This is a genomic window from Novosphingobium sp. GW835-FHT14H07, from assembly GCF_058793515.1.
Genome location: NZ_JBXAFX010000001.1, coordinates 292,236 through 317,114 on the forward strand (window position 1 = coordinate 292,236; position 24,879 = coordinate 317,114).

19 protein-coding genes are annotated in these 24,879 nt (G+C 61.8%); 5 read left to right on the plus strand and 14 right to left on the minus strand.

Annotation, left to right across the window (positions count from 1 at the left end):
- Positions 1-52: 52 nt before the first annotated feature.
- From AC1Q5P_RS01390 to AC1Q5P_RS01400, 3 genes are all read left to right on the plus strand, one after another.
- On the plus strand, positions 53-1,087 hold the full coding sequence (locus AC1Q5P_RS01390) for a LacI family DNA-binding transcriptional regulator (RefSeq protein ID WP_039332154.1): 1,035 nt from the start codon (positions 53-55) through the stop codon (positions 1,085-1,087).
- Positions 1,088-1,226: 139 nt separating this feature from the next.
- Complete coding sequence (locus AC1Q5P_RS01395; RefSeq protein ID WP_492477993.1) at positions 1,227-2,732, plus strand: MFS transporter; 1,506 nt, start codon at positions 1,227-1,229, stop codon at positions 2,730-2,732.
- Positions 2,729-3,628, plus strand: coding sequence for an ROK family protein (locus AC1Q5P_RS01400; RefSeq protein WP_492517933.1), 900 nt, complete (start codon positions 2,729-2,731; stop codon positions 3,626-3,628). Before AC1Q5P_RS01395 ends, AC1Q5P_RS01400 begins: the two co-directional genes overlap by 4 nt.
- On the opposite strand, the gene AC1Q5P_RS01405 is transcribed toward AC1Q5P_RS01400, so the two are convergent.
- The 4 genes from AC1Q5P_RS01405 to AC1Q5P_RS01420 form a co-directional block, all read right to left on the minus strand.
- A complete protein-coding gene (locus AC1Q5P_RS01405) occupies positions 3,607-4,929 on the minus strand; it encodes a glycoside hydrolase family 32 protein (protein WP_492517934.1) in 1,323 nt (440 codons plus the stop codon). The two genes, AC1Q5P_RS01400 and AC1Q5P_RS01405, sit on opposite strands and share 22 nt — an antisense overlap.
- A 1-nt stretch (position 4,930) precedes the next feature.
- Positions 4,931-6,325 carry a 2OG-Fe(II) oxygenase family protein gene (locus AC1Q5P_RS01410; protein WP_492517935.1) on the minus strand — a complete coding sequence of 465 codons (1,395 nt, stop codon included), beginning with the start codon at positions 6,323-6,325 and terminating at the stop codon, positions 4,931-4,933.
- A complete protein-coding gene (locus AC1Q5P_RS01415; RefSeq protein ID WP_492517936.1) occupies positions 6,322-7,824 on the minus strand; it encodes a tryptophan halogenase family protein in 1,503 nt (500 codons plus the stop codon). The genes AC1Q5P_RS01410 and AC1Q5P_RS01415 overlap by 4 nt, the downstream gene beginning before the upstream one ends.
- Before the next feature lie 159 nt (positions 7,825-7,983).
- Entirely contained in the window at positions 7,984-10,494 is a 2,511-nt protein-coding gene (locus tag AC1Q5P_RS01420) for a TonB-dependent receptor domain-containing protein (protein ID WP_062346798.1), read from the minus strand.
- Between the two features lie 267 nt (positions 10,495-10,761).
- Here AC1Q5P_RS01420 and AC1Q5P_RS01425 point away from each other — a divergent pair, with 267 nt between their 5' ends.
- Positions 10,762-11,781 carry a LacI family DNA-binding transcriptional regulator gene (locus AC1Q5P_RS01425; protein WP_492517937.1) on the plus strand — a complete coding sequence of 340 codons (1,020 nt, stop codon included), beginning with the start codon at positions 10,762-10,764 and terminating at the stop codon, positions 11,779-11,781.
- Positions 11,782-11,785: 4 nt separating this feature from the next.
- Here the strand turns inward: AC1Q5P_RS01425 and AC1Q5P_RS01430 are convergent, their stop codons facing one another.
- The 3 genes from AC1Q5P_RS01430 to AC1Q5P_RS01440 are packed head-to-tail and all read right to left on the minus strand — an operon-like array spanning position 11,786 to position 16,364.
- On the minus strand, positions 11,786-12,919 hold the full coding sequence (locus AC1Q5P_RS01430) for a glycoside hydrolase family 68 protein (RefSeq protein ID WP_492517938.1): 1,134 nt from the start codon (positions 12,917-12,919) through the stop codon (positions 11,786-11,788).
- A gap of 23 nt (positions 12,920-12,942) precedes the next feature.
- Positions 12,943-15,042 (minus strand): alpha-galactosidase, encoded by a 2,100-nt coding sequence (locus tag AC1Q5P_RS01435; protein ID WP_492517939.1) that lies wholly within the window; start codon positions 15,040-15,042, stop codon positions 12,943-12,945.
- The gene (locus AC1Q5P_RS01440; protein ID WP_052242041.1) at positions 15,042-16,364 is read right to left on the minus strand and encodes an MFS transporter; all 1,323 of its coding nucleotides are present in this window, start codon (positions 16,362-16,364) and stop codon (positions 15,042-15,044) included. The genes AC1Q5P_RS01435 and AC1Q5P_RS01440 overlap by 1 nt, the downstream gene beginning before the upstream one ends.
- Before the next feature lie 320 nt (positions 16,365-16,684).
- On the opposite strand from AC1Q5P_RS01440, the gene AC1Q5P_RS01445 reads away from it, so the two are divergent.
- Positions 16,685-17,608, plus strand: a complete 924-nt coding sequence (locus tag AC1Q5P_RS01445; protein ID WP_062346788.1) for an intradiol ring-cleavage dioxygenase — start codon at positions 16,685-16,687, stop codon at positions 17,606-17,608.
- A gap of 70 nt (positions 17,609-17,678) precedes the next feature.
- Here AC1Q5P_RS01445 and AC1Q5P_RS01450 read toward each other — a convergent pair whose 3' ends face one another.
- The 7 genes from AC1Q5P_RS01450 to AC1Q5P_RS01480 all read right to left on the minus strand — a co-directional run bounded on the left by AC1Q5P_RS01450 (position 17,679) and on the right by AC1Q5P_RS01480 (position 24,862).
- Positions 17,679-18,686 carry a zinc-binding dehydrogenase gene (locus AC1Q5P_RS01450; RefSeq protein WP_062346786.1) on the minus strand — a complete coding sequence of 336 codons (1,008 nt, stop codon included), beginning with the start codon at positions 18,684-18,686 and terminating at the stop codon, positions 17,679-17,681.
- A 10-nt stretch (positions 18,687-18,696) separates the two neighbouring features.
- Complete coding sequence (locus AC1Q5P_RS01455; protein WP_039332135.1) at positions 18,697-19,536, minus strand: SDR family NAD(P)-dependent oxidoreductase; 840 nt, start codon at positions 19,534-19,536, stop codon at positions 18,697-18,699.
- A 26-nt stretch (positions 19,537-19,562) separates the two neighbouring features.
- Entirely contained in the window at positions 19,563-20,639 is a 1,077-nt protein-coding gene (locus tag AC1Q5P_RS01460; RefSeq protein ID WP_492517940.1) for a Rieske 2Fe-2S domain-containing protein, read from the minus strand.
- A 10-nt stretch (positions 20,640-20,649) separates the two neighbouring features.
- Entirely contained in the window at positions 20,650-21,183 is a 534-nt protein-coding gene (locus tag AC1Q5P_RS01465; protein WP_039332133.1) for a 2,4'-dihydroxyacetophenone dioxygenase family protein, read from the minus strand.
- Between the two features lie 7 nt (positions 21,184-21,190).
- Positions 21,191-21,736 carry a 2,4'-dihydroxyacetophenone dioxygenase family protein gene (locus AC1Q5P_RS01470; RefSeq protein WP_039332131.1) on the minus strand — a complete coding sequence of 182 codons (546 nt, stop codon included), beginning with the start codon at positions 21,734-21,736 and terminating at the stop codon, positions 21,191-21,193.
- A gap of 13 nt (positions 21,737-21,749) precedes the next feature.
- A complete protein-coding gene (locus AC1Q5P_RS01475; RefSeq protein WP_039332130.1) occupies positions 21,750-22,283 on the minus strand; it encodes a 2,4'-dihydroxyacetophenone dioxygenase family protein in 534 nt (177 codons plus the stop codon).
- 74 nt (positions 22,284-22,357) lie between these two features.
- Positions 22,358-24,862 (minus strand): TonB-dependent receptor, encoded by a 2,505-nt coding sequence (locus AC1Q5P_RS01480; RefSeq protein ID WP_492477982.1) that lies wholly within the window; start codon positions 24,860-24,862, stop codon positions 22,358-22,360.
- Positions 24,863-24,879: the final 17 nt, after the last annotated feature.

Consider the following 24,879-nt stretch of genomic DNA (forward strand, 5'->3'; position numbering starts at 1 on the left):
GTCCGGGTTGACCGACCACGGGACCACACCGGGCGGTGGGAGTGATCGGGATATGGGGCGCAGGCCTTCCAACAAACCAACCAGTTTCGACATTGCCTACCTTGCCGGCGTATCCCAGCCCACCGTGAGCAGGGCGTTGCGAGGCAGCAAATCGGTCAGTCTCGCGACACGGCAGAAGATCGAGGCGATTGCTCGACAACTCAATTACACGGTCGACAAGAATGCTTCTTCACTGCGTTCGCAGCGGTCGAACACGTTGGCTCTGCTGTTCTTCGAGGATCCGACGCCTGATGAATCCAACATCAACCCGTTCTTTCTCGCCATGCTCGGGTCGATCACGCGGCATTGCGCCAATCGCGGTCTTGACCTGCTGATCTCGTTCCAGAAACTGGATGACGATTGGCACAAGCGTTACCAAGACAGCCATCGCGCGGACGGATTGATCCTGCTTGGTTATGGCGACTACACGGCATACGAGCCGCGACTGCGCCAGTTGATCCGCTCGGGCACGCATTTCGTACGCTGGGGCTCGGTTGACGACGGCACGATCGGGGCCACGGTCGGATCGGACAATTTCGGCGCGGGGCGGCTTGCTGGCGAGCACCTTCTGGCACGTGGACGCAAGCGGATCGCTTTCCTAGGACAGGCGGATTCGCACTATCCGGAATTCGAGCAGCGCTATGCCGGCCTTGCCAAAGCTGTGGTGACTGCAGGCCTCGCGCCCGACCCATCCCTGCTCGTCGACGCCGTTTCATCCGAGGAGAACGGCTATCACGCTGCGCGTGAGCTTCTATCGCGGGAGGCGTCGTTCGATGCGATCTTTGCCGCGAGCGATCTTATCGCGGTAGGCGCCATGCGCGCACTGTCCGAAGCCGGACTGTCGGTTCCCGACGATGTCGCCGTCGTGGGCTTCGACGACATTCCCGCTGCCGCATTCACTTCGCCTCCGCTGACCACGATCATGCAGGATATCCGGCTGGCTGGTGAGGCTCTGGTGGAAAGCGTCCTTGCACAAGTCGAAGGTCGCCCAGGCAACCCGCGCGTGCTGCCGGCGCGGCTTGTGGTTCGGGCAAGCAGCGGCGGGTGAACCGCCAACGGTCTTGGTATTCGTATGCGCATCGATTGCAGGAACGCCCGGATTCTGCGACTTCGCGACGCCTGATTGCAATGCAATGGCCGCGTGAGACGGCCACCTGGCGCGCCAACAGCGCCCCGATGGAGAGCCGATGACCACCTCGATCCGCCAACCCGCTAGGGAAAAACCCAGGCAGAGTTTCTGGGGACTGTGGAACATCAGCTTTGGCTATTTCGGCATCCAGATCGCTTTCGCACTGCAAAACGCAAACGTCAGCCGCATCTTCCAGTCACTTGGCAGTTCCGTCGACGATCTCGCATTCCTGTGGATCGCGGGGCCGGTAACCGGCCTTATCGTGCAGCCGCTGATCGGTTATCATTCGGACCGGACCTGGGGTTTCCTTGGCCGCCGCCGCCCCTATTTCCTTGCCGGTGCGGTGCTCGCCGGATTGGCCCTGATCGGCTTGCCCAACACCGGACTGCTCCTGCTCGCCGCCGCCTTCCTGTGGCTTCTAGATGCTTCGCTCAACGTCGCAATGGAGCCCTTCCGCGCCTTTGCCGGAGACATGACACCGGACGACCAACGCGCGCAGGCCTTTGCCTTTCAGACGTGCTTTATCGGCGCGGGCGCCGTGCTCGGCAGCCTCGCGCCGGCGCTCTTCAACTGGCTCGGTATTCCTAACGTCGCGCCGGAGGGGGTGATCCCGCCGTCCGTCCGCTACAGCTTCTATCTCGGCGCGGCAGCGATGGTTTTCAGCGTGGGCTGGACAGTGCTCAGAGTGCGCGAATACTCACCCGATGAAATGGCAGAGTTCGATCCGGGCTCCGACCACGATCATGGCGCGGAGCACGAGCCACTGATCTATCCGCGCAGCGGGCCGTTCTGGACGATTGCCGGAATCGTGATGCTTGGGCTTGTCCAGGCGCTCGCCCTGGACAAGCAGCTTTACGTGCTGGGAGCCGGGCTTTGCGCATTCGGCCTCATCCAGATCGGCGTTCGTGCCACGTCAGCCCGAGGAGCGCTTGCGCACATCGTCAGCGACCTTGCCCAGATGCCCGTCCAGATGCGCCAACTGGCATTCGCGCAGTTCTTTACTTGGATCGGCTTTTTCATTGTCTGGATCTACACCACGCCGGTGGTCACCGCACAGGCGTTTGGCGCGACCGACACGACCAGCCTTGCCTATAACGAAGGCGCGGACTGGGTCGGGATAATGTTCGCATTCTACAACGGCGTTGCCGCAGTTGCAGCGTTCGTGCTGCCAATTCTGGCGCGGCGCATCGGCAATGCCGCAACTCATGCAGTTGGCCTTCTGTGCGGGGCGGCAGGTTTCGTCGGGATTCTCCTGATCCGCAACCCGGATGCGCTGCTCCTGCCGATGGTCGGCATGGGGATTGCCTGGGCATCGGTGCTTTCGATGCCCTATGTCATTCTGACAAGAGTGCTGCCGCCGCGAAAGTTCGGGATCTACATCGGCATCTTCAATTTCTTCATCGTCATACCCCAACTCGTCGTGGCGACACTGATGGGTGGTGTGATGCGCAGCTTCTTCCCCGGAGAACCGCGCTGGACGATGCTGGTGGCGGCCTTGATGATGACGGCGGCAGCAGCTGCCATGATACTGGTTAAAGAGAATGCGAAAGTGACGGGCGAATGAGCGAGAAAGGTCTGATCGGAGCGGTCGAAGCTGGCGGCACCAAGTTCGTGCTTGCGCTTGCGACGCATGAGGGTGAAATCCTCGCCCGCACGCGCATGCCGACGAACACGCCGACCGAGACATGGCCGGCAATGCAGGCGTTCTTCGAAGAGGCAAGCGCGCAGCATGGTCCGATCGTGGCGTTCGGCGTAGCAAGTTTTGGCCCTATCGACATCGACCCGACGTCGTCCGCCTACGGCACGTTCACCACCACGCCCAAGCCGGGCTGGTCAGGCGCACGGTTTCACGACGTGCTGTCCGGATTTGGCGCCCCGATCAAGTTGGATACCGACGTGAACGGCGCTGCGATCGGCGAATGGATGGCCGGGGCGGGTCAAGGCTGTCGCACCCTCGCCTACACCACCATCGGCACCGGGGTTGGCACGGGCGTTGTGCGCAACGGGCAGTCACTCATGGGCATTTCACACTTCGAGAGCGGCCACATCCAGCCCCCGCGCAATCCGGAGCGCGATCCTTTTCCTGGCATTTGCCCTTACCATGGGGACTGCCTTGAAGGACTTTCTTGCGGTCCGGCTATTGAGAAACGTTGGGGCACCAGCCTCGACAAGCTGGGGCCACAGGAAGTGGAAATCGTCGCGGAGTACATTGCCCACCTCGCCTCGACACTGGTGCTGCTGCACATGCCGGACCGGCTGATTTTCGGCGGTGGCGTGATGAAGGCGCCGGGGCTGGTCGAAGCGGTGCGCAAGGCTACGGTTGGCCAGCTTAATGGCTATGTTCAGCATCCACGGCTCGACGCCGAGCTGGAAAGCTACATCGTCACGCCGGGCCTTGGAGATGATGCGGGAATCACCGGCGCCATCGAACTCGGCCGTCAAGCGCTCGCGGTAAGGTAACGGGCAGAAAGTGTGCCGCTGCCGCGCAACGCCCATGCCTCACCGGCAAGGCGATGCTGCAAGGTGAGGCAATCTGCCCCAGCCCCTGCGATGATCTCCATGCTGCCGTGGTCGAGCCAGATCTCGACTGGTCCATCGCCGGTGAGCTCCATTTCGCACTTCCGATCAAGCTGCGGCGTTACCGCATCCTTGCGCACGACCTCGATCCTGCCCGCCTTGCAAGAGCATGCGAGCAAGCGTCCTGCGTCATCGGAAAGCGTGAAGCTCCAATCGCCAGCAGCCGCTGTTAGCATGGAACAACCCGGCAGCGGAAAGCAGCCGTGATCTAGTTCGATCTTCTCCGCTCCACCGAAGAGTGCGCGGCATGATGGTTCGATCGACTGGACGAGCACGAAGCCGTCCTCGCGCCGCCTGAGCGAAAGCCTGCGAGGGAGGCTCATCGCACCGCGCCACCCTTGCAGCGGCAAGTGCTTCTGAACGGCATGGTTGCCCATCCAGCCAATCCACGTCGGCCTGTCTAGTCGGTCGCGTGGTTCCGTCCAGCCAATAGCCGCGTAGAACTCGTCGCCGTAGTCGGCCACCTGCCAGGCGCTTTCGGCTTTGAACCGGATACCGTCAAAGCTGCCGGCCCGATAAAGAGCGCCCGATCCCGGTGCGCCTGAAAGCACATCGACCTTGAACAACCAGCGTGTCTCAGCGGAGCCTTCAATGGGTAGTTCGACGAGGAACGGGCATTCCCACAAGTGTCCCGGCGCGCCGTCTGTCGGTATCTCAGACAGCTCTTCCCATGATTTCAGGTCGCCCGATCCATAGATCAAGGCGCGATTCTCGTCGGACAGGACCACGGTCATGATCCAGCGCCGCGTCGGCTCATGCCAGAACACGTTGGGATCGCGGAAGTCTTCCATCTTGCGGTCCAGCACCGGGTTTGCGGAATACTTGGTAAAGGTGCGCCCCTGGTCGGTGCTTGCGGCAATGCATTGGAACTGATGCAGGCGATCGGTTCTGGCGCCGGTGTAGATTGCGATCATCGCGCCATGTCCGAAGCCAGCACTGTCGGCATGATCGATGACTGCCGAACCCGAAAAGATCATGGTCTGATTTTCCTCGGCCAGTGCCACCGGCAGCTCCCGCCAATGTGCGAGGTCCGACGAAACAGCGTGCCCCCACGACATGTGCCCCCATTCTTCACCGAAAGGATTGTACTGGTAGAACATGTGCCACGCGCCATCCTGCCAGACGAGGCCGTTAGGATCGCTCAGCCAGTTGGCGGCGGGGGCATAATGGTAGCGAGGGCGCATCTCAGGCCTTTGTGGGTGGGTTGGGGATTGCGGGAGCGGGAACGACATCGAAAGCGATGGTCATTCGCTCTCCATCGGGGAACGGTACAGTGCCGTGCCACATCGTCGAGGGAAACAGCACGAGCCGACCTGGCTTCGGCTCGATCGAGCCGTAAGGCTCAAGCGCCAGCGCGAGTTCGGGCGGCGGTCTTCCGAATTGCAGGTAACCCGCCGGCGCCGCCCCCCGCCGGGGCTCCTCCGGCACGGTAACGTAAAGTGCAGAGCTGATCCAGCCCATAGGGTGCGTGTGCATCGCGTGATATCCACCGGGCCGCAGCTTTACCGACCAGCTACCGGCGAACAGAGACCGCCCCCGCGGCGCAGCAAGCAGCGGGTGCGCGGGGTCAGGCGAGGATAAGTCGGCGATGTAGCGTGCGACTGCCACTTCGATCCTGCTCCTCGCTGCAGCGATGACGGGATCGATCCGCAGCAGCAGCGGCCGCTCGGTCTGTGTGCCGCCGCGAACTGACTGTTCGTGCCAGGGTTCGTTCATGGTGTGAAGCCGGCGAAGCGTCCGTGCCAGTTCCGCCAATTCTTCAGCGCTGAAGCCAAGATCGAACGCCCGGACATCGCGCATCCCGCCGTCGAGCCAATCGACACGGGCATCATCGAGGAGCCGCCAGGCAAGCGAAAGATAGGGCCAGAAAGCGCGCATTGCTGCGGTTCCGGCGTGGCGCAGGCAAACGTCGCGGCCGCGTTCTATCTGCCCACCGCGCAGGAAGTGTCGAACGCGGGCGAGATCGAGCCCCACGTCCTGAACCTGTTCCACGCCGTCGAACAATGCCGCGTTGTCCGCCGCTTCACCGCTCTCGCTGGCAATGAACAGCTTGCCGAGCAGCGAAGGTTGGCGTTCGCCCAATGCCGCTTCGGCGTCTGCTATGACGGCGCGGGCATCGTCCCATTGCCGGGCCGTGGCAAGCACGTGGAACCACGCCATCCTCAGGCCGAAGTTGGCAGGATCGCGCTCGATCGCGGCTGGAAAGCTGCGCGCGAAGTCCGGATCGCCGACAGTCGCACGCATTCCGCACAGGCAGCGGTGACCTTCGATCCAACCGGGATTTGCAGCCAGCACGCCTTCCAGCAGGTCTTCACCTTCCAGCTGTCGTCCTTCGGCCGCCAAGGCAGTCGCACGGCTGCGCTGGAGGTCTATCCGCTGTGGCTGCAGCCTTGCCGCCTCGGCGTAGAGGTCTGCAGCATTCAGCCCCGCCTCAAACGAGATCTGCGCCAGTCCCAGCGCCGCGTTGGGATCGCCAGGCGCGGCTTTGGCCGCCAGCAGGATCGCGTCCAGAGCACCGCCAAGGTCCTGCACTTCGCGCAACGCGACGGCGCGCCGGAACAAGGCTTCCGCCTCGCTCATGCCGCGCAGTTGGCCTTGATGAACTGCTCATGCGTGGGTTGCTGAAGCGCAGCGTGGTGCATGGCGGCCCGCAATTTGCCAAGCCACTCGCGTCCGTCGATCCCACGGTAGTCTGCAAGCGGATCGGTGCGCTCTGGAATGTTCCCCTGCCCGACATGCACTGCCAGCCACGACGGCGCGCCGAACAGGTCGGCATCGCGCTGAACCAGGCGGCCGTAGCGACGGAAATGCTCGATCTTGGTCTGGAGCGTATCGGGAATGTCCATTGCCGCGCAATAGCGCCAGAGTTCGGAGTCATCGCGCGTCGTGAGCTTGTAGTGCAGGATCAGGAAATCGCGGATCCGCTCGTACTCGTTGATGGCAATGCGGTTGTACTCCTCGATCACGATGGGATCGAAGGTGCGGTCGGGAAACAGGGCAAGCAGCTTGGAAATGCCGGCCTGGATCAGATGGATCGAGGTTGATTCCAGCGGCTCCATGAACCCGCTGGAGAGGCCAACCGCAATGACATTCTTTTCCCAGAAAGTCTTGCGCCGACCAGTGACAAAACGCAGCGGCCGGGGATCGGCCAACGCCTTGCCATCCAGGCGCGACAGGAGCTTGTCCGCAGCCTGATCCTCGGACAGGAACTGGCTGCAGAAAACGTAGCCGTTGCCAGTGCGATGTTGCAGCGGAATGCGCCACTGCCACCCCGCTTCCCGCGCAGTCGACCGGGTGTAGGGCGTCAGCGGCCCTGCATTCTCGCATGGTACGGCCATTGCCCGATCGCACGGCAGCCAGTGCGTCCAGTCCTCGTAGCCCGCCTTGAGCGCACCTTCGATCAGCAGGCCGCGAAAGCCCGAGCAATCCACGAACAACTCCGCTTCGACCGCTCGCCCATCATCCAGCGTTACCCCTGTGACAAAGCCGGTCTCGGCGTCCTGCTGCACGCTGGCGACCTTGCCCTCGATGCGCGTCACGCCCCTGGCTTCTGAGTATTCGCGCAGAAACTTCGCATAGAGGCCTGCATCGAAATGATAGGCATAATCGAAGGTCGAAAGCACATTGCGCTGATCTGGCATCGGCGGAGCAAACCGGTTCTCCTTTGCCAGAGCCCACGCCATCGAATGCTCGTCCAGCGGCGCAGCCTCGCCCGCTTCACGCGCCCGCAGCCAGTAGTGGTGAAGGTTGACGATATCGAACGCCCGTCCATGCGGACCGAACGGATGGAAATAGCTGTTGCGGAGGCTGCCCCAGTCAACAAACTCGATGCCGAGCTTGAAAGAGCCCTTGGTCTTGCGCACGAACTCGCGCTCGTCGATCTGGAGCGTCTCGTTGAAGGTGCGGATCGGCGGGATCGTCGCCTCGCCTACGCCGACCGTGCCGATTTCGTCGGATTCGACCAGCGTGATGCTGCAGTTGTGCCGCAGCGCCTGAGCCAACGCCGCCGCTGTCATCCAGCCTGCAGTGCCACCACCGATCACCGCGATGGATCGGATCATCAGGTCAGGATTGCTCATGTCATACCGCTCATTCAGGCGTGCCTCTCGTTGGCGTCCCTTCTGTCCTATCGCTCTTCCGGCGATATTGGAACGGAAGGGCGGAACGCATCAGCGCCCCGCCCCTCCCTCATGCGACCCGAAGTGACCGGGAGAGACGCCAGGCCTCTCCCGCCAGCATCAGAAGTTGTAACGGACCGAAGCCGAAACCGTGCGGCCCAGTGCAGGCGCACCGCCGATCACGACCGGGTTGGCAGTCGTGTCGGCAATGCCGCCGTTGCCGCGCAGGTCGAAGGTATCGAACACGTTGTAGACCTGCAGGCCGAGTTCGAGGTCCTTCATCGGATAGACGCGAAGCGACGGGTTGAAGATGGCCTTGCCCGGATACTCGAAGCCCGCATCGTCAATCGCGCTGGTCTGCCCGGTCATCGCCACGCCGACGGTGGCGATATCGCCGATGTCGTAATTGGCCGATGCGGTGTAGATCAGGTCAGGCAGGTTGGGCGAACGAGTATAGGACGTGGCACCTGCCGACTGCCGCTTGGCCTTCGAGTAGGTTGCGTTGCCGACGAAGCTGAAGCCGCCGTTGCGATAGGTTGCGAAGAATTCCGCACCGGTCGACTTGAACTTGGCATCGATGACGCAACCGCCAGAACCACCGGGGCAGCGGGTGGCCGACAGCTCATAGGTCGACTGCTTGAAGTTGCCCTTGAGCAGCGTCATTTCCATCGTGAACTGGCCGCCGAACAGATCGCCACGGCTCTTGATGCCGAGTTCGTGCTGGGTGACGAAGTCGACCGAAGGCGTCACGCCGTCAGCCGAGCAGCCGTTGCTGCCGATGTCGCTCGCACGGCACAGCGCACCGTCGTTGCGGATCTTGCCGCCCAGCGTCTGACGGTCGCTGTTGAAGCGGCCACCCCGTGAGGTGCGGGCGAAGATCGTCACGTTCGGCGTGACCTTGAACAGACCGCCCACGGTCCACGAGGTGTAACTGCGGGTATAGTTCAGGTTCTCGCGCACGCCGTTGGCAGTGATCGCAGGGATGGTCACGCCATTGCTGTTGATGGGGAACTCGGCCCCGCCGCCGATGGCATAGCCGGTCGACTTGATGCGCTCGAAGCGGACCGAGCCATCGAGCCCGAACTGGTCGTGGTCGAAGTCGAGCGAGAGGTACGGCGCCGTGTTCGCATACGACAGGTCGTAGTCGCGAGCGCAGCATTCGCCCCAATTGTTGTTGTAGCCAGAAGTGCCGGCCTGGGTCAGCTTGTTGCCTGCGCTGTCGAACAGGTCGAGCTGCGAGGGGTTGTCGCCGTTCAGTTCGCGCAGCGACTTGTTGACGTGCCAGTCCATCGCGATCTTCTGGTTCATGTAGAACAGACCAGCGCGGGTGGTCAGCTTGCCCGAAGCTACGTCGAACTTGCCGGCGAGGGTCAGGTCATTGGCAAAGCTGCCAATGTCGCGGATGTTGGTGCGCACGTTGACGTTGTTGTCGAGGTAGCGATCGGTGAACAGCTGACCGGCCTTGGGACCGCTGGCATAGCGGATCGCGGCGACGGTGCGGCCGTTGACGGTCGACCCGAGCACCGACGAGGTCAGCGCGGTGTTGAGGAACGGTGAGGCAAACGCACCGCTCATGCTGGTGTAGCGCATGTTGTTATCGACAGTGATCCCGCCGTCGAAATCATAGTGGAACTGGCCACCGAAGGACTGCGCCTGGGTGGTGATGCCGTCCATCTTGACGCGCTCGAGGTTGCCCTCACGGTTATAGATGAGGAAGTCCTGATTGTAGATCGAGTAGTTCGAGGAATCACGACCATCGAAGCCCGGATAGGGGCGAATGTTCGAGACCTTCTTGCCGGTGATCGTGGCAAGTGCGGGTGCGCCGGTGTAGTTCGGCTCCTGCGTATCGGCCACCTTGAAGTTGAGGCGGAAATAGCCGCGCCCTTCGTTGAACTCCTTGGTCAGGTTGCCCTTGACCTGGAAGGAATCTGACACGGTATAGTCCGCCTTCAGCGGGCCACGACCGTTCTTCACGTAACCGCCGATGTGGAAGTACATCGTGTCGTTGATCGGACCGCCATAACGGAAGTCGGCGCGGGTCTCGTCATAGCCGAGGCCGCGGTTGATCGAGACAAATCCACCTTCCTGCTTACCGGTGTGGCTGATGTAGTTGATGACCGCGCCGGGTGCCTGCGAGGCAAAGGTGCCGGCCGAACCGCCACGCACGCCTTCGATGTTCTGCACCGATCCGTCGAAGCGGGTCCAGTAATCGTTGTTGCCGAACTGGATATCGCCGAACAGCACGGTCGGCAGGCCATCTTCCTGGATCTGCACGAACGGCGAACCACCGGTGGCGACCGGAAGACCGCGCACGGCGATGTTCGAGTTGCCGCCTGGGCCGGCGGTACCGGCAACCTGGATGCCCGGGATGGCGCGGAACACTTCGGCTTCTGAGGTAGGACGGATCGCCTGAATGGTCTCGGACGAAATCGAGCTGACCGAGACTGCGCTGTTGAGCTGCGTCTTGTCACGGCCCGATGCGGTCACGACAATAGCGTCAAGGCCGGTTGTCTCAGGAGCGGCTTCGGCGCTGTCAGCCTGTGCTGCGTCCTGCGCGAGAGCGGGCATGGCCGACATCGCGCTGCAGAGCGCGACAAGCGAGGCACAGCCGTAAAGGGGTGTAAGCTTCATATTTCCTCCCACCAAGATGCTCCTGCAGCACCTGCAGGAATCAGTCACCGTCTCCACTAAGCCCGACTACAATCGTTTGCAACACGAAATCGCAATCGATTGCAGACTCCCTGCAACTTGTGCTGAATACGCAACACCAGGCCCCTCCTCACCGATCTTGAAGCCACCTAAATCATTGACACGCGCGCCGATAACATCGCATCAATCACGCGAGGGGCGTTGCGCATGACCGCGCGCAGATGCGCTTGTGCAGGACATGCAAACTACATGGACGATGTGAAAAAACCCGGCAAGATCAGGAACATTGCAGAGCTTGCGCGGATCGCAGGCGTCTCTGCCGGAACCGTTTCCCGCGCCCTGGCCGACAAGTCGCTTGTCAACAAGGAGACGCGTGAGCGTATTCAGGCACTGGCGCGCGAGCACGGGTTTCGTCCCAACCAGATGGCCCGTCGGCTACGTACGCAGCAGACCGGCGTGATCGGCGTGGTCATCCCGCTTGGCCATGAACGACGCCAGCACATCTCCGATCCATTCTTCATGACGCTCTTCGGCTACCTTGCAGACGAACTGACCGAGAGCGGCCATGACCTGATGCTTTCGCGCGTCATTCCGGGCGACGATGAGTGGCTCGATCGCATTGTCGACTCCGGCATGCTCGACGGCGCTCTGGTCATTGGCCAATCAAACCAGTTCGACGTTATCGAGCGCGTGGCGGAACATTACCGCCCTCTCGTGGTGTGGGGCAGCCATCGCGAGGGACAGGCACAATGCACAGTGGGCGTCGATAACGCGGCTGGCGGTGCCCTTGCCGCTCGGAGGTTGCTGGCGCGCGGAGCCAAGCGTCTGGCCTTCTTCGGCGATCCCAACGGCCCCGAGATCGCGGAACGCCAGCGCGGCGTACAACAGGAAGTCGCCAAGGCGCTCGACGCATCCCTGGTGTGCTTCCCCACCCATCTCGCCAGCGAGGAGATGGCAACGCAGATCGCTGGCCATCTGGCCGATCTGAACGGTGCGGTGGACGGGATCGTGTGCGCGTCAGACATCATCGCGATGACGACGATCCGCATCCTGCACGAGCACGGGATTGCCGTGCCCGATCAGGTTGCCGTGACCGGCTTCGATGACCTGCCCATCGCGACCCGCATGGTGCCGCAGTTGACGACCGTGCGTCAGGATATTGCCGCGGGCGCGCGCGCCATGGTCGATGCCTTGCGCCGCCGCATTGCCGGTGAGGACGCGCCTTCAACCATCATGCACCCCGAACTTATTCAGCGCGAAAGCGCCTGACGCTTCAGGCGACGGTTACGCTGTCGCCATCGAACCGCAGATGGAAACGAGGGGCTGGCGTCCCGCCAAAATTGCTGCGCAGCAACTCGGGGTTTGTGGCGGTAGTGCGGCCTTCCATGCCCCAGTAATCCACGAAGCTCCACACAACGCCCTCGCCGGTGACCCACCAACTGTAGGACTGCTTCGCTTCCGCATCAGGGTTGGCAGCAACCAGGCTGGTGCCGTTGATCGGCCGCCACGGCCCGGCAATGCTGTCGGCCACCATGCCATAGAGGCCGTTGGGCCCCGCTACCGCCTCGGGCGCGAAAGTATGCGTCTGTGTGGACCAGAACAGGTAGTACCGCCCGTCGCGGACGATCACATGCGGTCGTTCGAGTTCATTGTTTACGCCAACAGCATCGATCAACGGGTCACCAAGCGTCCACTGGCCGCCCTGCAGTGTCGCGATCCCGATATTGCCGTTGAATGCATGATCCGACCATGCAGCGCTGCCAGTGAACAGAATATGCGCCTTGCCTGTGGCGGGGTCTCGCAGCCATGCAGGGTCGCGGAAACCCTTGATCTGGCCGGGCGCGCCTCTGTCCTGCCGGTCAAGCACATAGCGGAGGCCGTCGGCGGCGAAGATCTCGCGCGGTTCGCGCCATGATCCGGGCCCTTCGGCGTTGAGTGTGCCTTCGCTGACGAACAGGCGCTGTTCAAAGGTTTCCTGTGGTTCCCCGCGGCGGCCGGCGGCTGTAAAGAAGTGCTGTACGGTCTGCCCGTTGTCCATCAAGACGGCTGAGCCCGCCCATTCGCGACTTCCTGGAGTGAAACCGTCCGGAAAGGCGTTGCCATGATCGATCCAGCCATCCTTGCCGAACGAAATCAGACGGATACGCGCGTGGCCGTGGCGCTGCACCGGATCGGCAAAGACCGGAGATGACAGGAAAAACCACCAGTTTCGGCCGTTGTGTTCAACCGTTCGTCCGTCCTCATGGGCGAGTGGCCAGCAGTCCCACAGGTCAAGGTGATCGAACAGGCGGACGACGTCGGTTTTGCCGATCAGCGGAATGCGAGGCGGATTGCCGTAGCCAGACGGCGCCCAGCGGCTCGCACCAAACGCAGCATCATTCTGAACCGGAAAGGAAATTTGGGACATCAGAGGCTTTCTCGAAAAGAACTTCAGGCGCGCTTGCGCATGTGAAAGATGGTCACGGTTTCTGCCTTCGCCGGTGGCAAGGGCAGGCCTGCATTGCTAAGCCAACTGGCCGGCAGGCTCTGATGCGTTGACTTCATGGCTTCAAAGAACGGTGCGCTATGGGCGGCATGGCCGCCCTCGCCTCCGGCAATGCGTAGAAGTTGGACATCCCAAGAATCTGATTTTCCGCAGAAAGGCAGGATCAGCGGCTGCGGACGGCGATCACCCGGAGGCTCTGCACGGATGACGAAGAGGAGGAGTTCGTCGTCCCGGCCTTGCGCCTGCCAATAAGTGCGGTCGGCGCCCTCCCCCAGCCAGACACGGCCTTGGTGGAGCAAGTCACGCCATTGCTTGTAAAAGGAAATCCAGCCCGCAAGTTCCGCGCGCTCGCCCTCCGACAGCGTGCGCGGATCCATTTCCACGCCGAGATGACCAGTCAGCGCCATCGCCGCGCGAAAAGCGAGAGGATGGCTGCGACCAGTCGCATGTGCGGGGCTCGCAGCAATGTGCGACCCCATCATTTCTGGCGGCAAAAACGAGAGAAATCCGCGCTGTATACTGATCCGGCTGACTGCGTCGATATTGTCACTGGTCCAGTAGCGATGACAAAATTCAGCCATTCCAGCATCGTTACGGCCACCGCCACCGGCACAGGACTCTACCTCAACTCCAGGATGCGCGGCACGAACTCTCGCAAGCAGAGCATAGACTCCACGCAACTGCGCGGCACCGCCGGCTGGCGCAAGATCGCGGTTGTGATCCCACTTGAGGTATGTGATCGGCAGCTCGGTCAGAAGAGCGTCGAGACAGTCGAAGAGATAGTCACGGACATCCGTTCGAGCCATATCCAGGACGAGCTGGTTGCGAGCTGTCGGCTGCGGCCGGCCCGGCAGGGACAGTGCCCAATCGGGATGAGCACGATAAAGGTCGCTATCCGGGTTGATCATTTCCGGCTCGACCCACAGACCGAACTCCATGCCCAAGGCGTTCACCCTGTCCGCTAGGGGTTTCAAGCCGTTCGGGTACTTTCGCGGATCGGCCGTCCAGTCGCCCAGTCCGGAAGTGTCATCATCCCGATTGCGAAACCAGCCATCGTCCAGAATGAAGCGTTCTACACCAACCGATGCCGCTGCCTCGGCCAAGGCAACGATGCGTGCTTCGTCATGGTCAAAGTAGCAGGCCTCCCATGAGTTGAGATGCACGGGACGGGGGCGCATAGTGCGGCCAGGCCACTGCAGACGGGCACGCACCGCGTCGTGGAACGCAGATGCCGCACCGTTCCGCCCCTCGGTTGACACCGTGAAAATCGCGTCTGGTGCTGTCCAGCTATCTCCAGGGGATAAAGTGACCTCTCCCGGCTGCAGAAGAGCGCCTGCGCTCATGATCCAGCAGCCTTCATCGTCGCGCTCTATTGCAACGCGATTGTCGGCCGACCACGCCAACTGCAATGCGCGAACGGTGCCTTGGTGCAAAGTCGCACCATGATCGAGCACGAAGACACCACCCGGTCCACCGTGCCCGGAAATGCCCCGCCGCACCTCGCGCACCCACGACTGCTGAGGCATGGCCTCACAACATTCCACCAGCTCAGCGTTATGACGGCCACGCCATGACACGATCCGACCTGAAGTTGACGGGAGCGGCAGCATGGCGCTGGCGAGCCAATCCACCGAGAAAGCCAAATCACCTACGTTGCGGACGACGCTGCGGCATACGCATGCCCTACCCGAGACCTCGAAAGTCTGTTCAACTTCAACGCCGGAATCCTCATCGCGACAGCGGATAATCACGCATCCAGCACCGTCGGAAACGTCCACAGCAGAAAAGTCGATATCCAGGCATTTCCCGGCGCTGCTGACCTTCAGGAATGCAGGGCCGAACCAGCCAAGGCCTGACACCGGAACCGAGCAGAACGGCACGTCGTGGTCGAGTGAATACGAGGCGGGACCGCGCAGGTCCGACAATGGCGGCAGGCCTTGCGTCTCGACCGTCGGACCGAAATGTCGCCAGACCGGCGCCCTGCCTTCTGCCGTGTCCCAAGCCAGGGACGCAGTCCCCGTATGCAAGGCAAAAGTGCGAGACATCACGCAACCACTGCCTGCTGCGACATGGCTCCGACCCGCCCTTCACGGACCCAAAGAACCGAAACACCTGCAAGTGCAAGCGAGACACCACAGAACATCAACATGTTGCGCGGATCGCCACCCAGCGCGAGCTTGTAGGCATCGAAGCCGATCGAGACGAAGCCAAGATCGAGCCTGCTCATCACCACAGCAAACAGCAGCATGGGGATTACGATCATCATGTTGAAAATGCCCATGTAGACGCCCGTGCGCTGCGGCGGGATTGAGTTTGTCAGAATGGCGTAGGGGTTACCCATGATGCTGCCCCACGCCAGGCCTATGCCGATGGCCGGAACGAACAGGAACGCCTTGTCTGTCACGTTCGGCAGAAGAAACATGCCGACGCCACCGGCAAAAAGGCAAAGTGCATGGAGTGGCCCCGGTCCGATGCGCTTCACGAGAGGAACCATGGCGAAGGCGGTCACAAAGGAAATGGCATTGTAGAATGCGGCGACTTCGCCGTTGGTCAGTACCGCCGTGTGGAAGGCACTGCTGTGAACATCGGCGGTCCCATAGACTGTCCGACTGATCGAATAGACGGCATACGTCCAGTAGCCGGACATGCCGGCCCACTGAAACAGGCTCATAAGGCCCAGTTTGCGCATGGCGACGGGCATGTCGGCGATCGCCGCCCCAATCTCGCTAAAGGTCGCCCAAACACCCCTCGGCTGGGCTTTGATGTGGGCGATCTCGTCTGCCGTAAGCGGGAGTTCGGGAACGCGAAGCACCGACCACAAGATCGTGGTCAGCGAAAGTACCGCACCGATCATGAACACGATGCGGACGGTGTAGGGAATTCCATGGCTGTCTACCCAGTCCTGGTTCATGCCGAAGCCGACAAGCAGTGAGGGCGTGAGGAACGCAAGCATCTGCGCGAGACCGGTAAAGGCGCTTTGCGAGAGGAAGCCCGCCTGGCGCTGATCGGGATTAAGCCGATCAGAGACATAGGCGCGGTAGGGCTCCATCGTGATATTGTTGCCGGCATCGAGGATCCACAGCAGCGACATCGCCATGAGGATTGAACTCGACAGCGGCATGAAGAACAGGCCGAGGCAGCACAGTACTGCACCGATCAGGAAATAGGGTGTGCGACGCCCCCACCGGCTGGCAGTCCGATCGCTCAAGGCTCCGATGATTGGCTGCACAAGCAGGCCGGTGATCGGCCCGGCCAGCTGGAGCATGGGCAACTGGGATTCATCAGCACCGAGATAACTGTAGATCGGCCCCATGTTGCCCTGTTGCAGGCCGAAACTGAACTGCAGGCCGAGGAAGCCAAGATTCATTTCGAGAATGCGCGCCAAGGACAGTTTGGGTCTGGCGATGTTACTGGTTCCCACGTCCGGCTCTCCCATCGACCTATTCCGGCCCTCTCGCCGCTTCTTGCCACAGCATGTCGAGCCTTACAACAATCGATTGCAGAAATACCTGACCCCACACTCGAGGCTGTGATCGGAAGCTTTGATGGAATGCAATAAGTTACCAGAAAACAGACCTTTGCGAAATATATGCAAACTCAAGCCAGGTCTTGGTGAAGGGTTTCGATCCGCAGGACGTTAGACATCGGCAAACGATGATATCAGCGGGACAAAGGGACAGACATCCAATGCAGCATGGCGACATCACCGAAGACACCTCGCACGACCATCAGTCCGAGGGTCTTGCTGCCGATCTAGCCCAGATCGAACGCCTGCGAGTGGGACGGCGTCGCGCCCTTGCCCTCTTCGGCTCGGCCGGCGGCAGCGCATTGCTGTTTGGCTGCGGCGGCAGCGATGGGGCAGCATCAAGCACAACGACAGTAACAACCAGCACCGCAACGGCAACGGCGACAGCTTCGGCGACTGCAACTGCGACAGCTACTGCGACTGCTGGCACCTGCACCGTCCCCGCGACCGAGACCAACGGTCCCTACCCGGCAGACGGTACGAACACCACCTCTGGCCTTACCTCGAACGCTCTTACAGCCAGCGGAATCGTCCGAAGCGACATCAGGTCCAGCTTCCTCGGCAGTTCGACAGCCACCGCCGTCGGCGTTCAACTGACGCTTACGCTGACCGTGGTCGACGTGAACAACGGTTGTGCCCCACTTGCCGGTTACGCCGTATATATCTGGCACTGCACGGCAGATGGGTATTATTCGCTCTATACCCTGCCGAATGAAAGCTACCTGCGGGGCGTGCAGGTAACCGATACCAACGGGCAGGTTACATTCACCACGATCTTCCCGGGGTGCTATTCCGGCCGCTACCCGCACATCCACTTCGAGGTGTTCTCAAGCCTCGCCAACGCGACCAACGCGAATTACGCCCGACTGATTTCGCAGCTCGCACTGCCTGCGGCAGCCTGCAACGAAGTCTATGCACTTTCGGCGTATCCAAGCAGCAAGACGAACTTTGCAAACGTTACGCTTTCCAGCGACAACGTCTTCGGCAACAACACCGACGCACAGCTCGCAGTAATGACACCCACGGTGACCGGCTCGACAACTACGGGGTACACGGGCACGACGACCATCGGCATCGCAACCTGACGGTCCTGCGATACCGAGCCTAGCCTTCAGCTCGGCCCTGAAAAGGCTCAGCCTCGGCAAGTCTCACACATCATTGCCCGGGATCTATCAGCACCTTGCACTGATGTGTGCGCTTGCGCAGGCTCTCGAACACGTCGGGCGTTGCATCGAGCGTAATGGTGTCGGTCACCAGCAGACGTGGTTCGACGGCGCCACGGTCAAGCGCGTCAAGCGCAACCTCGTACTCCTGCCGGGTGAAGAAGGCAGAGGTCACCAGCTTCACCTGCTTTGACAGCATGGCGAAGCTGTTGATGCTGTCAGGACGGGTGCAGAGGCCTAGCAGTGTGATCGTGCCATCGTTGCGCACCTGATCCACAGCCTGGGCGATAAGACCCGGAACCCCGACACATTCGAACACGACATCGGCCTTGCCGCCGAGCGCGCGGTCGGCGCTGCCAACGGGATCGGCGGGCTCTACCACGAAATCATGGGCCCCCATCAGCAGCGCACGATCGCGCTGCCAGTCGGCAAGGTCCTGCACGACTACGCGCCCCGCCCCGAACCTCCGCGCCCAGAAGGCCACAGCAAGACCAATGGGCCCCGCCCCCAAGACCAGCACCTTGTCACCGATCTTCATTCGGCTGAGCACGACGCCGTGGAGTGCAACGGCCAGCGGTTCGACGATCGCGCCATCGGCGAGGCTGGCGCTGGATGGCAGGCGCACGCACTGGTTCGGACGGGTCAGGGCGTATTCGGCGTACCCCCCGCCCTGCAAGCCAAAGCGCTCGCACCACTGGACTTCGCCAGTCTGGCAGGCATGGCAGTGGCCGCAGCTTTGCAGCGGTATTACCGAGACCAGATCGCCGTTGCGCAGACCTTCGACGCCCTTGCCGAGAGCGACGACCTCGCCAGCGAATTCATGGCCGAGCACCGAACCGGCACCCTGCCCATAGGCCGGGTCCTCGGTCATGTGCAGATCCGAACCGCAGATGCCGCAGCGGCCGACCTTTACCACGACATCGCCCTCCCCCGGCGTCGGGTCGGCGATGGTCTCGACGGCCAAGGGCTTGTGCAGCCCCTGCATCACGGCGGCGCGCATAACGGGGTCCTTACTTGTACTTGCCGAGCATCATGCCACCGTCGATCACCACGTGGCTGCCGGTCATGTAGTCCGAAGCATCCGAGGCGAGCAGCAGCGCAAGCGGCTTGAGTTGGTCTGTCTCTGCAACCGAACCGAGCGGGACGATGGCGTCCCATGCGGCCCGAGCGACCGGGTCTTTCTTGAGCCAACCGCCGCCGATGTTGGTGACGAACGGGCCCGGAGCAATGGCATTGATGCGGATCTTGAACTCGGCGAGTTCGAGGCCGAGCGCGCGCACCATGTGAAGAACGCCAGCCTTGGCTGGCATGTAGGGCAAGCCGACAATCGGTTCGGTGACGAGCCCGGCGTTGGACGCGGTGGTGATGATCGAGCCCCCGCTACGACCGCTGGCACGCCCCCCCTTCTTCATGATCCGCACGGCGTTGCTCACGGTATAGAACACGCCGTTGAGGTTGACCTGGATCGAACGGTCCCAGCGGTTGTGATCGTAAGTATCGACCTGGCCATCATCGTTGCGGTGGCCTGCCGGGTTCCAGAAGCCGGCGCCGGTGTCGATGCCGGCGTTGGCGAAACAGATGTCGAGCCCACCATAAGCGCTATCGTGCGCGTCGAAGGCGGCGACGACGTTCTCCCAGTTGGAAACGTCCAGTTGATCGGAGCGGACTTCATACCCCTCGCTCCGCAACCTTGCCGCTTCCCGGGCAGCGCCATCGGCATCGATGTCGGTCAGCGTCACTGCAGCGCCCGCCTCCGCCATGGCCTCGGCATAGGCGAGGCCGATCCCCGATGCGCCGCCGGTTACAAGCGCCGAGCGCCCCTTGATGTCGAACTTGTCGAGCGTTCCCATTTGCATCCTCTTGTTCTTGGTTTCGTTCAGGCAGCGGCGCTGGCCTCGCGCTCGCGGTCGATCAGGCGCTGCAGCATCCGGCGGGCCCGCACGCCGCCGCCGTCTCCACCGAGAATGACCGGGCGCAGATCCCAGAAGTCTGCCCCGCGCATCAGGCGGTGGCTGTCACGGATGATCGGCATGTCCTCCTGCTCGAACGCGAATTCGAGCGCGCCGCGCATGGCCGCCGTGAACTCGGCATCGCCCAGCTTGTAGTCGCGGGCCGTTGCCCAGAAATAGTGAGTGGTGTCGGGCGTTTCTGGCGTGAAGGCGTGCAGCGAGGGCAGCAGCGTGCACTCCTCAAAAGGGGTACCGGGATCGCCGGCGCGGAAGTCGAAGTAGAGCACGGCGGGCGCGTGCCATTGCACGAGGCCGTAGAAGTCCTGTCGGCGCCCCTCGGTGCCCATGACCGCGGAAATGCCAACCGAGAGGTGATCGTTCAGGCGGATGTATTCAGCGAAGACGCTGCTGCCATCCTGCCAGAATTTCCGCTCCCCCTCCGTGAAAGCACTGGCTACCAGCGCGGGATGGACGAAATTGGCGTGGCTGAGATCGAGGATGTTGTCGCTGTAGAGCTCGTAATGCCCTTCGGCGACGGTTACGCCGCGGACGGCTTCCCACTTCGGGTCCGAGAGCCAGGAGAAGTCCGGGATCGTTGAGGCGTCGGCCTTGGCCGCGTCGCCCATCCAGATCCACAGCAGGGCATGGCGTTCGACAAGGGGGTAGACCTGAAGGTTCGCATCGGGCAGCTGGCCGCCCGGGTGCGGATTGTGGACGCACACACCGGCGCCGCTGAAGCGCAGGCCGTGATACGGGCACATCAGCGCGCCATCCACCACCGTACCATGACCGAGCGGCGCGAAGCGATGGGGGCAGCGGCCGGTGATGGCCTGCGCCACGCCTGCTGCGTCGCGGAACAGGGCTACCGGCTCTTCAAGGAACGTGCGCTGCTGCGGCTGTGTACCTAGATCGCTCGCCCAGCCTGCCACGTACCAGGTGTTGCGCAGGTATGTCCCCCGTGGCTCCTGCCCGAGCCGTGGAACCGGTGCCCTCTCCTCGCCCACGATCGCAGCGTCAGAGATAGAGGGCGGGGTTGATCGCGATGTTGTGCTCGCGGCAGTAGCTTTCGTAGTGGTTCATGAACCACCAGACATCGAGAGTTTCGACGTGATTGCCGTGCTCGTCGAAGAACTCGTTCGCACCCTGCATGTGGAACAGCGCCTTCATGCCGTTCGGGTCGTCAGTGACGAGGGTGTGCGCGGTGCCCGGCGTCTCGGTAATGAAGTCGCCGGGGCGGCAAACCCAGTCATATTCGAGATAGCGGAACGATCCTTCGAGGCCGATCGCCCAGACCTTGCCGCGGTGCTTGTGCGTGCCGATGACGCCCGGTCCCTTGATCCACAGCACGTTGACGTAGACGTTCTCGCGGACGTCGAATGCAAGGTGACGGATGGCCGCGTTGTCACCGAAGGGAACCCACGGGCTCTCGACCTCCGACGAGCCGACGTAGGTGCCTTCAACACCCTTGGCGCGAATCAGGTCACCGTAGAGTTCCGGAACATTGACGATCTTGTAGGCACCCGATGGGGGTGCGGTCATGGTACCCATGGCAGCCTCAGAGATAGAGCTTGGGGTTGATGGCGATGCCGTTCTCGCGGCAGTACGTTTCGTAGTGGTTGATGAACCACCAGACGTCGGTGGTGTCGACCAGAACGGCATTCTCGTCGTAGAATTCGATGGGGCCCTGCATCCAGCCGAACAGCTTGCAACCTTCCGGGTGGTCGGTGACGAGCGTATGGCTCTCGCCGGGCGTCTCAAGGATCAGACCGCCCGGTGTGGCAACCCAATCGTACTCGAGATAGCGGACGCTGCCTTCGAGGCAGACCATGGTGATGGTGCCGCGATGGAAGTGCGTGCCGATGACGCCCGGCCCCTTCACCCACAGGATGTTCGAGAACAGGTTCTGGCGCACATCAAACGCGAGGTGCTTGATCGCGGCGTTTTCACCGAACGGCACCCACGGGCTGTCGACGTCGGTCTGCGCGTCGATGTAGCGACCGCCGGGGCTGAGGCGTTTGACCAGGTCCTTGTGCGCGAAAGGAACATCGACGATCTCGGCCTTGTCCGAGGGCGGCGCGGTCATCACGGTGGCGGTGCTCATTGTGCAGGTCCTCTCAACGGATCAGCGTGTCGACATAGTCGGCGCCGATTCCGACGGCGTCATAGTGTTCGCGCGCTGCCTTCATGTAGTCGAACACGTCGTAGTGGCCGACAGTGTTGCCCTCTTCATCGAGCCACATGAGCGGGCCGGAGACGACGAAGAAGACCTTCATCGGGTCCTCATGCTCGTAGCAGACCAGCGTATGGCTCTCGCCCGGGGTTTCGTAAACGAAGTCACCGGCAGTGGCGGTCCAGCTGTGCTCGAGGTAGGCCCACTTGCCGCTGATCGTGTAGGCCCAGATCGGATGCGGATGATAGTGGCGGTTCACCAGACCCGCCTGCTTGCTCATCAGGACGTCCGCCCACATGTTCTTTGCCGGGCTGATCCAGACGGGCTTGGAAAATACCGTTTCGGAGATTGGCACCCAGTAGCGCTCGTCGCCCTCGGCGATCTTGGGCATGTAGACTTCGGGCAGACCGCCTTCACGGAAGACCTTGTCGACCGGCTTGATGTCCTTCCAGAACTCTGTGTGCGCCGCTTCAGGCATTGTCTCTCTCCGTATTGATGGACGCGGGCGAAGCCGAAGGGGATACGACCCCGCCCGCGCACTTGTTCAGTTTATCAGAACTCCACGCCGAGACGCGCGAACCACTCACGCGGGCGGCTGTAGGTGCCGTAGAACTGACCACCGGCAATCTGGGCCTGGCCGGTGACCAGATAGCGCTCGTCGGTGATGTTGGTCATGCCCACAGTCAGGTCCCAGTGGTTGCCCGACTTGTAGGTGATGTTGCCGTTGATGATGTCAGTCGGCCCACGCTGGAGCAGGTAGGCGCGCTCGGTATCATTCCAAAGCGACGTGGTGTGTGTCCAGTCAGCCAGCACGACAAGCTTGGAATCCCCGCCCATCGAAAGTTCGTAGCGCGGGCTGACGTTGAACTTCCACTTCGGCGTCTTGGGCAGATCGGCACCCGGGAACACGCCAGCCTGGAACGGATTTGCAGCAACCTGCGCTCCTGCAAGAACCGCAGTATAGTACGAGTCCGTGTAACCGACCGAGGCATTGATCAGGAAGCCATCCGTCGGAGCTGCGACGACCTCGACTTCAAAGCCCTTGATGCGCGCATCGCCGGCGTTCTGAATGGTCGGCGAAACGCCCTGCTGGAAGTTCAGCTGGATGCCCTTGTAGTCGGTGAGGAACGCAGCTGCGTTGATCTGCAGGCGACGATCCAGAAGCATCGACTTCACGCCCACTTCCCAAGTCGTTGCCTTCTCCTCGTTGAAATCAGGCGCGGTTGGCAGCGGGTTGGAGAGGCGTGTCGTCCAGCCACCGGTCTTGTAGCCCTTCGACCAGCTGGCGTAGAGCATGGCGTCTTCGGTCGGGTGATACTGAAGGCCGATCTTGGGCGAGAAATCGCTGAACGACTTACGCTGCGTTCCGGCGACGTAGTAGCGCAGTGGCTGACCCTGATTGGGGAAACCCGCAGCGATACGGCATGCATCGGAGATCGGATTGATCGAGGCGCACTGCGGCACGCCGATCTGATTCAGGATCTTGTAGGTCAGGCCGTTGGCATCCGATTGGAAGCCCTCGAAGGTCTTGTTTTCCTTGGTGTAGCGACCGCCGATGGTGATGCCGAACTGTTCGGTGGGACGGTAATCGATCTGGCCGAAGAAGGCATAATTCTTGGTCGAAAGATCGTTCGGACCGTCAACCTGCAGCAGACCTTCGGCGAACGTCACGTAGTCGTGAAGGTCGCCCGCTTCCTTGAAGAAGTATGCGCCCAGAACGTAATTCAGCTTCTTGTCCATCGCCGAACCATTGAGCTGCAGTTCCTGGCTGAACTGCCACTGGTTCATGGTGAAGCTGGTGTGCAGGAAGTTCAGCGGCGAACCGTCGAGGTCCATTCCGGCGTTCCAGTGCAGTTCACGATAGGCCGTGATCGACTTGACCATCATCGTGTCCGAAAGATCGAACTCGATGGTGCCCGAACCGCCGTAGGTCTTCAGCTTCGAGTAGTTGTTGCCGTTCGCATACGACACGTCGATGTCCTTGGACACGAAACGGTCGTCGTAAGGCAGGCGATTGTTGGCCGGATTGGCATCGGCGTTGACGCCGAAGACGGTCGGATTGTCAAAAATGCTGTTCAGGCCGCCGATGCCACCAATGTACGCAAACGAGGGCGGACCACCACCGCAATCGCCAACGACAACGCCCTGAATGGCGCAGTTGTAGGTGCCTGCGAACACGGCTGGGGTTGTCTTGATCAGCGTATTGGCGAGCTGGGACTGGTCGATGTTGCTGTAGTCACCCGACACGGTGATCCGCAGGTTCGACTTGTTGTCGTAGCGCAGCTTGCCGCGCAGGTTCCAGCTGTTGTCGCCGCCTTCGCTGCCGTAGCCAATATTGTTGTAGCCAGCGGCCTTGTAGTTGGTGATCGGCGTAGAGGCGAAGTTGTTCGCGCCGGGGAACGCAACGCGCTTGACGTAACCGTCGCGGTTCTTGGTTGCAAAGCTGACCGACGCTGCAAGACCGTCAGTCAGCGGCAGGTCCGCTGTGCCACGGGTCTGTACGAGGCCGAAACGGCCCGTCGTCACATCGCCCTTGAAACGGAACTCGTCGCCCGGATCGTGCGTGACGATCGAGATTGCGCCACCAATGGTGTTACGACCGAACAGCGTGCCCTGCGGGCCCTTGAGCACTTCGATGCGCTCCACGTCGGGAAGATCCTGGTTCGCACCGACCGAACGGGCAAGATAGACGCCGTCGAGATAGACACCCACGCCAGGATCGATGTTGAACGCGAAGTCGTTCGCGCCGATGCCACGGATATAGGCCGAGAGAACCGCCGACGAACCCGAGAACGGCGTACCGGCGTCCAGCGTGACGTTGGGCGAAATGTTCGAAAGACCCGCAACGCTGCCGACGGCACGTTCCTGCAGAGCATCTGCGCTGAATGCGGAAATCGCGATCGGCACGTCCTGGACGTTCTCCGCGCGCTTCTGTGCAGTCACGACAATCTGGGCGATGCCGCCGCCGCTGTCTTCGGCCTGAGCCTGATCCTGTGCAAACGCTGGCGCCGCAAGGACCGTCGCCATGGCTGCAATGGAAACCGATGCTATTCTCATGGTTTTCCTCTCCCTGT

Bases quoted from the DNA above. Each gene is read 5' to 3' on its own strand.
- AC1Q5P_RS01390 (WP_039332154.1), top strand. From the start codon at position 53: ATGGGGCGCAGGCCTTCCAACAAACCAACCAGTTTCGACATTGCCTAC.
- AC1Q5P_RS01395 (WP_492477993.1), top strand. From the start codon at position 1,227: ATGACCACCTCGATCCGCCAACCCGCTAGGGAAAAACCCAGGCAGAGT.
- AC1Q5P_RS01400 (WP_492517933.1), top strand. From the start codon at position 2,729: ATGAGCGAGAAAGGTCTGATCGGAGCGGTCGAAGCTGGCGGCACCAAG.
- AC1Q5P_RS01405 (WP_492517934.1), bottom strand. From the start codon at position 4,929: ATGCGCCCTCGCTACCATTATGCCCCCGCCGCCAACTGGCTGAGCGAT.
- AC1Q5P_RS01410 (WP_492517935.1), bottom strand. From the start codon at position 6,325: ATGAGCGAGGCGGAAGCCTTGTTCCGGCGCGCCGTCGCGTTGCGCGAA.
- AC1Q5P_RS01415 (WP_492517936.1), bottom strand. From the start codon at position 7,824: ATGAGCAATCCTGACCTGATGATCCGATCCATCGCGGTGATCGGTGGT.
- AC1Q5P_RS01420 (WP_062346798.1), bottom strand. From the start codon at position 10,494: ATGAAGCTTACACCCCTTTACGGCTGTGCCTCGCTTGTCGCGCTCTGC.
- AC1Q5P_RS01425 (WP_492517937.1), top strand. From the start codon at position 10,762: ATGGACGATGTGAAAAAACCCGGCAAGATCAGGAACATTGCAGAGCTT.
- AC1Q5P_RS01430 (WP_492517938.1), bottom strand. From the start codon at position 12,919: ATGTCCCAAATTTCCTTTCCGGTTCAGAATGATGCTGCGTTTGGTGCG.
- AC1Q5P_RS01435 (WP_492517939.1), bottom strand. From the start codon at position 15,042: ATGTCTCGCACTTTTGCCTTGCATACGGGGACTGCGTCCCTGGCTTGG.
- AC1Q5P_RS01440 (WP_052242041.1), bottom strand. From the start codon at position 16,364: ATGAATCTTGGCTTCCTCGGCCTGCAGTTCAGTTTCGGCCTGCAACAG.
- AC1Q5P_RS01445 (WP_062346788.1), top strand. From the start codon at position 16,685: ATGCAGCATGGCGACATCACCGAAGACACCTCGCACGACCATCAGTCC.
- AC1Q5P_RS01450 (WP_062346786.1), bottom strand. From the start codon at position 18,686: ATGCGCGCCGCCGTGATGCAGGGGCTGCACAAGCCCTTGGCCGTCGAG.
- AC1Q5P_RS01455 (WP_039332135.1), bottom strand. From the start codon at position 19,536: ATGGGAACGCTCGACAAGTTCGACATCAAGGGGCGCTCGGCGCTTGTA.
- AC1Q5P_RS01465 (WP_039332133.1), bottom strand. From the start codon at position 21,183: ATGGGTACCATGACCGCACCCCCATCGGGTGCCTACAAGATCGTCAAT.
- AC1Q5P_RS01470 (WP_039332131.1), bottom strand. From the start codon at position 21,736: ATGAGCACCGCCACCGTGATGACCGCGCCGCCCTCGGACAAGGCCGAG.
- AC1Q5P_RS01475 (WP_039332130.1), bottom strand. From the start codon at position 22,283: ATGCCTGAAGCGGCGCACACAGAGTTCTGGAAGGACATCAAGCCGGTC.
- AC1Q5P_RS01480 (WP_492477982.1), bottom strand. From the start codon at position 24,862: ATGAGAATAGCATCGGTTTCCATTGCAGCCATGGCGACGGTCCTTGCG.